Origin of the sequence: Pseudomonas sp. (assembly GCF_037994325.1) — a bacterium.
Classification (GTDB): Bacteria; Pseudomonadota; Gammaproteobacteria; order Pseudomonadales; family Pseudomonadaceae; genus Aquipseudomonas.
The window spans coordinates 1-9,400 of record NZ_JBBNAH010000418.1; the positions used below are offsets into that span (position 1 = coordinate 1).

The window sequence follows — 9,400 nt, forward strand, 5'->3', positions numbered from 1 at the left end:
CGTTCGGTGAGCGCAACGAACGCGGATCGACCCAACTTACTTCAAGCTTTGGCCGGCACGCCCACCACTTCAAACGCAGACTCCGCGCTCCAGCCTTTTAGCCGCTCCACACTGGCCCGATAAGGCTTCAAACCCTTGGCCAGCAGCACCACCGAGAACAGTACGGCCACGGTGGTGACGATCAGCAGCGAATACTTCAAGGCGTTGTCATCGCCAAACCCATAGTCGGTGACCAAGGCGACGGCAGTCGGGCCGATGCCCAAACCAATCAGGGTGATAACAAACAGGTAAATAGCCGAGGCCTGCCCACGCATTGAGTTGGGCATGATGTCTTGAATCGCCGCTGGCGCTACACCAAACGGCATGCTCAGAAAGAACACCGCAGGCGCCATCAACACCGAGGCCATATTGCCGGTGCTGGCCAGGGGAAAGGCCAGCACGCAAGGCAAAGCGCCCAAGGCCGCAATCAGGCCGACGCGCATATTGCCGTCGGTGCGCCCGCGCTTGTTCATCCAGTCAGCCAAGCGCCCGCCAAACACAATCCCTAGGCAACCAAACACAGCCACGATGCTGCCGTACACCACGCCGACATGGCCGGCGTCCCAGCCATAGGTGCGGATATAGAACGTTGGAATCCACGCCGCGCTGCCGTAGCCAGCAAACGCCAGACCAGCAAAGCCGAAGTTGTGGCACAACACGGTGCTGCGGTTGGCGCGGATATAACGGCCCACTTCACGCAACGGCACCGCCACACCGGCCCCCACACCACGGCGAGTCGGCTCACGCACAGCCAGCATCAGCAAGGTAAACAGCACACCGGCGGCGCCCAGCAGCAGAAAGATCAGTTGCCATGGCCGTACTTCACCCAGCACTGGCAGCACCACATCGCCTTGCGCCGAAGCGAATTTAATCACCAAACCGCCAAGCAAAAACGCCAGCCCCGAGCCCAGGTACACGCCCATGGAATACACGCTGATCGCTGTGGCGCGGCGATCGCTAGGGAAGCTGTCGGCAATCAGCGAGTAGGCCGCTGGCGACAACGCCGCCTCGCCCACACCCACGCCAATGCGGCACAGCAGAAATTGCCAATACAACCTGGCCATGCCGCAAGCCGCGGTCATTGCGCTCCAGAACAGCACGCCGATAGCGATCAAGCCGCGACGGCTTTTGGTGTCCGCCAGGCGCCCCAACGGAATACCGCACACCGTGTAGAACAGCGCAAACGAAAGGCCCATCAACAGGCTCATTTGCGTGTCGCTGATTTCCAGATCGCGGCGGATTGGCCCGACCAACAGGTTGAGAATCTGCCGGTCAATAAATGAAAGAATGTACGCCACCATCAAGATGGTGACAGTGCCCCAAGCGCGGAGGCTGGAGGGATAACCGGCATTATTGTTGTTATGCACCATGGTCTCCTTCGGCGCTGCCAATGCAACGCGCGGCCGTTGAAAGTGCTCGCAGAGTAGCCCTATCACGCGGTGAATTTGGCCGTTATCAGCCAAGCGAATGGAGAGTGGGAGAGTTGGCGAATGACCTGGACGGTTGGGGGAGTTTTTCCCCGCAAAATTCGCTCTTTGGGTGGATTGACGAGCTCGTCAGGCGAGTCGCCAATCACTCTTTCGAACGCTGTCGGTGTACAGCGAAGCGCGTTACAGCCCTTTAACCGCGTAGATGCCCGGCGCGTTGCGCCAGTAGCCTTTGTAGTCCATGCCGTAACCAAACACGTAACGGTCCACGCAGGGCATGCCGACGTAGTCAGCCTTAAGGTCTGGACGGGCTTTGCGGTCGTGGGTTTTGTCGACCAGTACGGCGATGCGCACGTTTTTAGCGCCAGCATGGCGGCAGAAGTCGATGATCGCGCCAAGGGTGTGCCCCTCGTCAAGGATGTCGTCGATGATCAACACGTCGCGGTCAATAAAGGAGATTTCCGGCTTGGCTTTCCAGAACAACTCGCCGCCGCTGGTTTCGTTGCGGTAGCGGGTGGCGTGCAAGTAGGAGAGTTCCAGGGGGAAGTCGAGTTTGGGCAGCAATTTGCCGGAGAAGATCAGCCCGCCATTCATCACGCAAAACACCACTGGGTTGCTCTCGCCCATTTCGCTGTTGATGGCAGCGGCCATGGTGTCGATGGCCACTTCGACCTCGGCGTTGCTGTACAGGCAATCGGCTTCGGCCATCACTTGGCGGATGTGGGCTAGATCGACGGACATGGGCTATTCCTCACGGGGTTTAGGTGCGCCGATCAAAACCTGATCGAGGCGTCAAAATAAAAGTCGGCAAAGGTACGCATCCCCCTGCCTTGGGGCAAGCCCCATCGGTCACGTGTCGGCGATAGTGCGCGGCGTATCTGTTGGCGACATTTCCTGTCCGCAAGCACAGGAAATGTTGCAGACCACCCGGTCACCCCGCCACTTGGCATATCGAATGCTTTACTCTTGTCACAATTTTTTGCCGCCCTGTTTCGGAGCCCCACATGCCTATCCGCGAAATCCGCCACCCACTGATCCGCCACAAGCTCGGTCTGATGCGTCGCGCCGATATCAGCACAAAAAACTTCCGTGAACTGGCGCAGGAGGTGGGCGCGCTGCTCACCTACGAAGCGACCCAGGATCTGCCCCTGGAAACTTACGCGATTGAAGGCTGGTGTGGCAGCGTCAACGTGGAAAAAATCGCCGGGAAGAAGATCACCATCGTGCCGATTCTACGTGCCGGTATTGGCATGCTTGAAGGCGTGCTCAGCCTGATTCCGGGCGCCAAGGTCAGCGCCGTGGGCGTGGCCCGTAACGAAGAAACCCTGCAAGCCCACACCTACCTGGAAAAGCTGGTGCCGGAAATTGACGAGCGCCTGGCGCTGATCATCGACCCGATGCTGGCCACCGGCGGCTCCATGGTCGCCACCATCGACCTGCTGAAAAAAGCCGGCTGCAAAGACATTCGCGCCATGGTCTTGGTTGCTGCACCGGAAGGCATCAAAGCCGTACAGGACGCCCACCCCGAGGTGATGATTTTCACCGCCTCGATCGATGAAAAACTTAACGAACACGGCTACATCATTCCGGGCCTGGGTGATGCCGGCGACAAGATCTTCGGCACCAAGCAAAAGGACGCGTAACCCATGCAGGACGAATTTAACGATCCACTCTGGCGCACCGTGCTCTCGGGTGCACAGATGCTGTTCGTGGCCTTTGGCGCCCTGGTGCTGATGCCGCTGATTACCGGGCTGGATCCTAACGTGGCGTTATTCACCGCGGGCCTGGGCACCATTCTGTTCCAGCTAGTGACAGGCCGGCAGGTGCCGGTATTCCTTGCTTCCAGCTTTGCCTTTATCACCCCGATCATTCTCGCCAAAGGTCAATTCGGCCTGGCCGCGACCATGGGCGGCATTGTTGCGGCCGGCTTTGTTTATACCTTCCTCGGCCTCGCCGTGAAGATCAAAGGCACTGGTTTTATCGACCGCTTGCTGCCCCCCGTGGTGATCGGCCCGGTGGTGATTTCCATCGGCCTAGCCATGGCGCCTATCGCCGCCAATATGGCTATGGGTAAAGCGGGCGACGGCACCGAGCTGATCCCGTACAAAACCGCCATGCTGATTTCCATGCCGGCGCTGTTGACCACGCTGATCGTGGCCGTATTCGGCAAAGGCATTTTCCGCCTGGTGCCGATCATCTCCGGCGTGCTGGTGGGCTTTGCCGCTGCGTTCTATTTCGGCGTAGTCGACACCGCTAAAATCGCCGCGGCGCCGTGGCTGGAACTGCCGAAATTCACCGCGCCAGAATTTAATTGGCAAGCCATTCTGTTTATCGTGCCGGTGGCCTTGGCCCCGGCGATTGAACATATCGGCGGCGTGATTGCGGTGGGCAGCGTGACCGGCCGCGACTACCTGAAAAAGCCAGGCCTGCATCGCACCCTGCTGGGCGATGGCATCGCCACCTCGGTGGCTGGCCTGTTTGGTGGGCCGCCCAATACCACCTACGCCGAAGTGACGGGCGCGGTCATGCTGACGAAAAACTACAACCCGAAAATCATGACCTGGGCGGCGATATTTGCCATCGTCCTGGCCTTTATCGGCAAATTCGGCGCGCTGCTACAAAGCATCCCGGTGCCGGTCATGGGCGGCATTCTCTGCCTGCTGTTTGGCTCGATTGCGGCGGTGGGCATGAACACCCTGATCCGTCACAAGGTCGACCTCAGCGAGGCGCGCAACCTGGTGATCGTGTCTGTGACCTTGGTGTTTGGTATTGGCGGCGTGCTGGTGGGTACCGGCACGGGTCCTGATGACGTTGGCCTGAAAGGTATCGCCCTGTGCGCCATCGTCGCTATCGCGCTGAACTTGCTGCTGCCGGGTAACGACAGCTGGAAGCACAAGCGTGATGGCGAGATTGATATCTAACCCTCGTCGTCGCCACGCAAGCGGGGAACCAGACGTTTACGGCGAACGCCTACATCCGCAGCATTCTGGATTCCCGCCTACGCGGGAATGACGGCGTTAACCGCAACTACCCCGTCGTCCCCGCGCAGGCGGGGACCCAGACTTTTCACGGCGAACGCCTACACCCGCACCATTCTGGATTCCCGCCTACGCGGGATTGACGGCGTTAAACCGCAACCAGTCCGTCGTCCCCGCGAAGGCGGGGACCCAGATTATTACGGCGAACGCCTATACCCACACGAATCTGGGTTCCCGCTTCCGTGGGAATGACGGTGTTAGACACGAGGGCCGCGGCGTCCGCACAGGCATAGGCGCAAAGGCTACGGGCGTTTGCGCTACCGGTTGCCATACAAAATCCTTTCCGCCAACGCATCCGCCACCCTTGCCGGCGAACGTTTATCCGCCTGGGCGTGGCCATAGATTTCGGTCAGGCGCCGGTCGATCTGGGTCAGATGTGCGGTAATCGCCGGCAACTCCTCGCCGCGGTGTTTAAGCGCCACGTAGATCAAGCCACCGGAGTTGATCACGTAGTCCGGCGCATACAGAATGCCGCGCGCTTCCAGGTCATCCGCTGCGCCAGGGCTAAGCAACTGGTTATTCGCCGCGCCAGCCACCGCCGAGCAGCGCAGCTTGGCTACGCTCTGGGCATTCAGTACACCGCCCAGGCCGCAGGGCGCGAGGATGTCGCACGGCGTGCAGAGCAGCGCTTCGTTGGCCACCGGCCGCGCGTTGAGTTGCTCCACGGCCAATTGCACCCGGCCGGGGTCGAGGTCACTGACAAACAGCTCGGCGCCGGCTGCATGCAGTTGCTCGGCGAGCGCAAAGCCAACATTCCCCAAGCCCTGAATCGCCACTCGCAAGCCTTCCAGATCATCACTGCCAAGGCGCGCCTGGGCGGTAGCGCGGATGCCGGCAAATACGCCCATGGCGGTGTGGGGTGAAGGGTCACCGGCGCTGGTGGTACTGGTGACGTGGCCGGTGTATTGGGCCACGCAATCCATATCAGCACTTAAGGTGCCGCTGTCGATGGCGGTCACGTAGCGGCCGCCAAGGCTATCAATCGCCCGGCCGAAGGCTTCAAACAAGGCGGCGCGGTTATCCACACCCGGCGGGCGCAAGATCACCGCCTTACCACCGCCCTGGGCCAAGCCGGCCAGCGCGGCTTTGTAGCTCATGCCCTGGGCCAAGCGCACGGCGTCGTCGATGGCGGCTTTTTCGTCGGGGTAACTGAGGTAACGACAGCCGCCCAGGGCCGGACCCAAACGGCTGTTATGGATAACAATAAAGGCCCGCAGCCCGGTGGCAGAATCGTTGAAACAATGCAGGGCCTCGACACGCGCCGCTTCCATTAAAGCGAACATGTGATGACTCCTTGTTTTTGTGATTCCCAGCAGTGTAGTTGGCCGTTATCGACCTAACCGACCAGGCAAGCATAAGCGCCGCTCTTGTTGATGATCGCGGGCATAACGCAACGCTGGACGAAGCCCCAGCGAACCGCTACAAACCTAGGGCGACCCGGAGAAACCGATGACCCCACGCCAAGCCTGCCTTGCCGCTATCGATCGTGAGCCGCCCGCGCTGTTTGAAGCCGCGCTATGGGTTGCCGCCGAACATGACGAACGTCTGGTGCCGCAACAGGTACTGCGCGATTTGAGCGGGCTGACGCAGCAGGTCAGCAGCGGGCTGCCCAATCTTCCCGCCAACGAACTGGCCCAACCGCTGCTGCGGCGCTTGGGTGAACTGGACTTCCACGAAGACGACAGCACGCCTCTGCTCCCGCGCAGCGCCTTGCTTGATCAGGTTTTGTTGCGCCGCCGAGGCCAACCGTTGTCGCTGGCGCTGATCGCCTTGGAGCTGGCGCAGCGCTTGGCGATCCCATTACAAGGGGTGAACTTCCCCGGTCATTTCCTCCTGCGCGTACCGGGCGCCGACCACCTGCTGGACCCGTGCAGCGGCCGTCGTCTCTACACCCGTGACTGCCGCGAACTACTGCTGCGCACCCTCGGGCCCAAGGCCGAACTGCACGCCAACCACCTGCAAAGCTGTAGCCCTCGGCAGATGCTGCAGCGCCTGTCGCGCAACCTGCGCAGTTTGCACACCCACGCGCAGGAACCGCTGGCGGCGCTAAAGGATGCCGAACGGGTGTTGCTGCTGGGGCAACCGAGTTTGGTGGATCACTTGGCCCGGGCAGATATCTACCGCAACCTGGAATGCCCGCAAGGCGAGCGCTACGACGTTGAACGTGCGTTGTTGCTGTGTGACGACACCGCGCAGCGCTTGCTATTGAGTGAGCGGTTACGGCAGTTACGGGCCACGCCGGAACTGCACTAACGCCAGGTGCGCGCAGCACACCCTACGGGTAGGTGGTGATTTTTCCGGTGCGCCCCTTGCCCCTAGCTCAGCACATTCATCACTGCCCGATACAACTGCACCTGATTGCGGCCGTTGTCCTTGGCCAAATACATCGCCGCATCGGCGTTTTTGGTCAGTTGCACTTCGTCTTGGCCATGCTCGGGAAACAGGGCAATACCGGTACTTGAGGACAAACTCAGGGGCTGGCCACAGCCCAGGTCAAAGGGTTGATTCAACGCATCGCGAATTTTCTCGGCGACTACCAATGCATCCTCATCACCATCGATCACCGGCAGCAGCACGACAAATTCGTCGCCGCCCATGCGTCCAACAATGTCGGACTCACGCACGCAACTCTGCAAACGCTCAGCCACCACCTGCAACAGCGCATCGCCCACATGGTGGCCGAGGGTGTCGTTGATCGGTTTAAAGCGGTCGAGGTCGATAAACATCAACGCCAGACGCGAGCGATTGCGCCGCGCCTGAGCCAGGGCATGGCTCAAGTGATCGCTAAACAGGGCGCGGTTGGGCAAGCCGGTCAGGGCATCGTGTTCAGCTTGGTGGCGCAGGCGGGTTTCGCTGTCGCGCAGTTCACGGGTCATTTCCCGCGCCAAGGCATGGGCCCGTGAATGGCCGGTGGTCAGCACCCAGGTGAGAACAGTAAGCAGCAGACTCAGGGCAAGACCTGCGCCGGCGATCAGCCCGGAGTTGTCTTTGCTGATCGGCCGCTCACGCGATTGGTCGCCGAGAATTTCCAGCGTCCACGTTCGTCCGGCCACTTCCAGGTATTCCACCGCATCGCTGCGCCCGCTGGCGCTGCGTGCCGTGCCTTGGCTGGAGTCGTAGAGTAAGGATGGCTTAGCCTGTTTAACCCCTTCATAAATCCTGATCGGCATGGCGCTGGAACGTGTGCCATAAAGGCTGGCCATCAGTTTATTAATGCGCAGCGGCGCCACCACCCAACCAATCAGTGCCGCCTGACGTTCTGCCTGGGTCTCGTGGGGTCGGCCTTTAGCGTAGACCGGCAAAAACATCAGAAAGCCGGCTTTGCTTTGCGCATCGGTTTCACCGGGAATCACCAACTCCACTTTGCCGGTGATCTTGGCGTCGCCCGAGTCGCGCGCACGCTCCATGGCCACACGCCGTTCGGCATCGGCGTAGGGGTCGATGCCCAGCACCAGGTGGCTATTACCCGAGAGCAGTTCCATCTGCACCACCGGTGCATAAAAATCGCGCTCACCCTCAGGGCGCACTTGGTAGTCGGCAATACCACTTTGGCGCTGGTCGGCAATCAACGCGGGCAAATCGGCACGCGCCGTCCATTGCACAAAGCCGATGCCTTCCAGGCCGGCATAGTCGGCGCCTAATTGCAGCGAATCGAGGTAGGTTTTGAATTCCTCGCGGCGCACCTGATCGGAGGCGGCGAACAATCCTTGCACGCCGCGCAGCACTTGCTCGTAGGTGGCAATACGCTGGTCAATGCTGCCGGTGGCTTCGCGCAGGTTGTAGTCGGCGGTTTCCAGACGATCAATCAGGGCATTGCGCTGCTCGTGGTGCCAGAGCCAGTACGTCACGCCGAGAGACACCAGCAGTATCAACGGCGCGAGCAACTTATAGCGCAGGCCGAGGGGCGACATGATCAGAAATCAACCAGTGTGTGGGCCAGGTCAGCCGGCAGGTACTTGGCGAAAATACGCTCCACCGTGCCATCGGCGCGCATCTCATCCACCAGCGCGCGCCACTGCGCGCGTTCCTCAATCGACAGAGACTTGTTGGACATGATCAAGCCATGGGGCGTAGGCGCATCGCCGGTTTCCACCACCCGCGTGTGTTGGCGAATGGCCTCGCTCTGCACCTGGGGGTAATCAAAGGGCTCGATGATCATGCCCTGGATCTGGTTGCTCATCAGCACTTCGTAAAGTGGCTCCAGGCGGCTGGCATTGCGCACCCGGCGCTGGGTGGTGAGCTCATCAACCAACTCATTGGCCCGCGGGCTGTAGCGAAAACTGCGGATTACCCCGAGTTGCAAGGCCGGGTTGGCGGCAAAATCGGCCAGCGACTTGACCTGCGTGTCCTCACGCACCAGCAGGTAATACTGATCAGAAAAGTACCAGGCAAAGCTGGCATAACGGTTGCGCGACTCGTCGGTAATGCCGGACAGGCTGAAATCCAGCGCGCCCTGCTCAATCAACTGCCAAATCCGTGCGCGCGGCAGCAGCGAAACGCTGACCTTGCAGCCGCTGCGTTTGATCAGCTCTTCGGCAAAGTCCTTGTCGATACCGGCATCGGTGTCGGCGGAATACAGCAGGCCATGATCATGCAGGGCCAGGCTTAATGTGCGGGTGCAGGTAACCGCTGGCGCGGCCAGCACCAGGGTCGATGCCCCAAGAATGAGTGCACCCAGCAAACAGGAAAGAGACAGCCGCATAGAGCACCCAATACCCCGAATACAGACGACATCACGCGTAAGACTTTTCCTACTTATACGCCTGCCCAAACCAAAGAGTAGGTCAGCGCGCAGAACTTGCATGGCTTCTCGCCACTACTTTCATCTACGAACTTGGCGGCAGATACAACAACGCCCCTGACGGGGCGTGGTTGGCTTGGCGAACACCGTTATTG

8 protein-coding genes are annotated in these 9,400 nt (G+C 60.4%); 3 read left to right on the top strand and 5 right to left on the bottom strand.

What is annotated here, in order from left to right; all coding sequences use genetic code 11:
• Positions 1-41: 41 nt before the first annotated feature.
• Positions 42-1,406 (bottom strand): MFS transporter, encoded by a 1,365-nt coding sequence (locus AAAB16_RS14195; protein WP_340663894.1) that lies wholly within the window; start codon positions 1,404-1,406, stop codon positions 42-44.
• A gap of 243 nt (positions 1,407-1,649) precedes the next feature.
• Positions 1,650-2,207, bottom strand: a complete 558-nt coding sequence (locus AAAB16_RS14200; protein ID WP_110616689.1) for a hypoxanthine-guanine phosphoribosyltransferase — start codon at positions 2,205-2,207, stop codon at positions 1,650-1,652.
• A 263-nt stretch (positions 2,208-2,470) separates the two neighbouring features.
• Between AAAB16_RS14200 and upp the strand changes: the two genes are divergently transcribed.
• Together upp and AAAB16_RS14210 are read left to right on the top strand one after the other, a co-directional pair.
• Positions 2,471-3,109, top strand: coding sequence for a uracil phosphoribosyltransferase (upp, locus tag AAAB16_RS14205; protein WP_340663895.1), 639 nt, complete (start codon positions 2,471-2,473; stop codon positions 3,107-3,109).
• 3 nt (positions 3,110-3,112) lie between these two features.
• The gene (locus AAAB16_RS14210) at positions 3,113-4,387 is read left to right on the top strand and encodes a uracil-xanthine permease family protein (protein WP_340663896.1); all 1,275 of its coding nucleotides are present in this window, start codon (positions 3,113-3,115) and stop codon (positions 4,385-4,387) included.
• A gap of 374 nt (positions 4,388-4,761) precedes the next feature.
• Here AAAB16_RS14210 and AAAB16_RS14215 read toward each other — a convergent pair whose 3' ends face one another.
• Positions 4,762-5,787, bottom strand: a complete 1,026-nt coding sequence (locus AAAB16_RS14215; RefSeq protein ID WP_340663897.1) for a Glu/Leu/Phe/Val dehydrogenase dimerization domain-containing protein — start codon at positions 5,785-5,787, stop codon at positions 4,762-4,764.
• A 166-nt stretch (positions 5,788-5,953) separates the two neighbouring features.
• Between AAAB16_RS14215 and AAAB16_RS14220 the strand changes: the two genes are divergently transcribed.
• Positions 5,954-6,757, top strand: a complete 804-nt coding sequence (locus AAAB16_RS14220) for a transglutaminase family protein (RefSeq protein ID WP_340663898.1) — start codon at positions 5,954-5,956, stop codon at positions 6,755-6,757.
• 62 nt (positions 6,758-6,819) lie between these two features.
• On the opposite strand, the gene AAAB16_RS14225 is transcribed toward AAAB16_RS14220, so the two are convergent.
• A complete protein-coding gene (locus AAAB16_RS14225) occupies positions 6,820-8,415 on the bottom strand; it encodes a CHASE domain-containing protein (protein ID WP_340663899.1) in 1,596 nt (531 codons plus the stop codon).
• A gap of 2 nt (positions 8,416-8,417) precedes the next feature.
• A complete protein-coding gene (locus tag AAAB16_RS14230; RefSeq protein WP_340663900.1) occupies positions 8,418-9,206 on the bottom strand; it encodes a transporter substrate-binding domain-containing protein in 789 nt (262 codons plus the stop codon).
• Positions 9,207-9,400 lie beyond the last annotated feature (194 nt).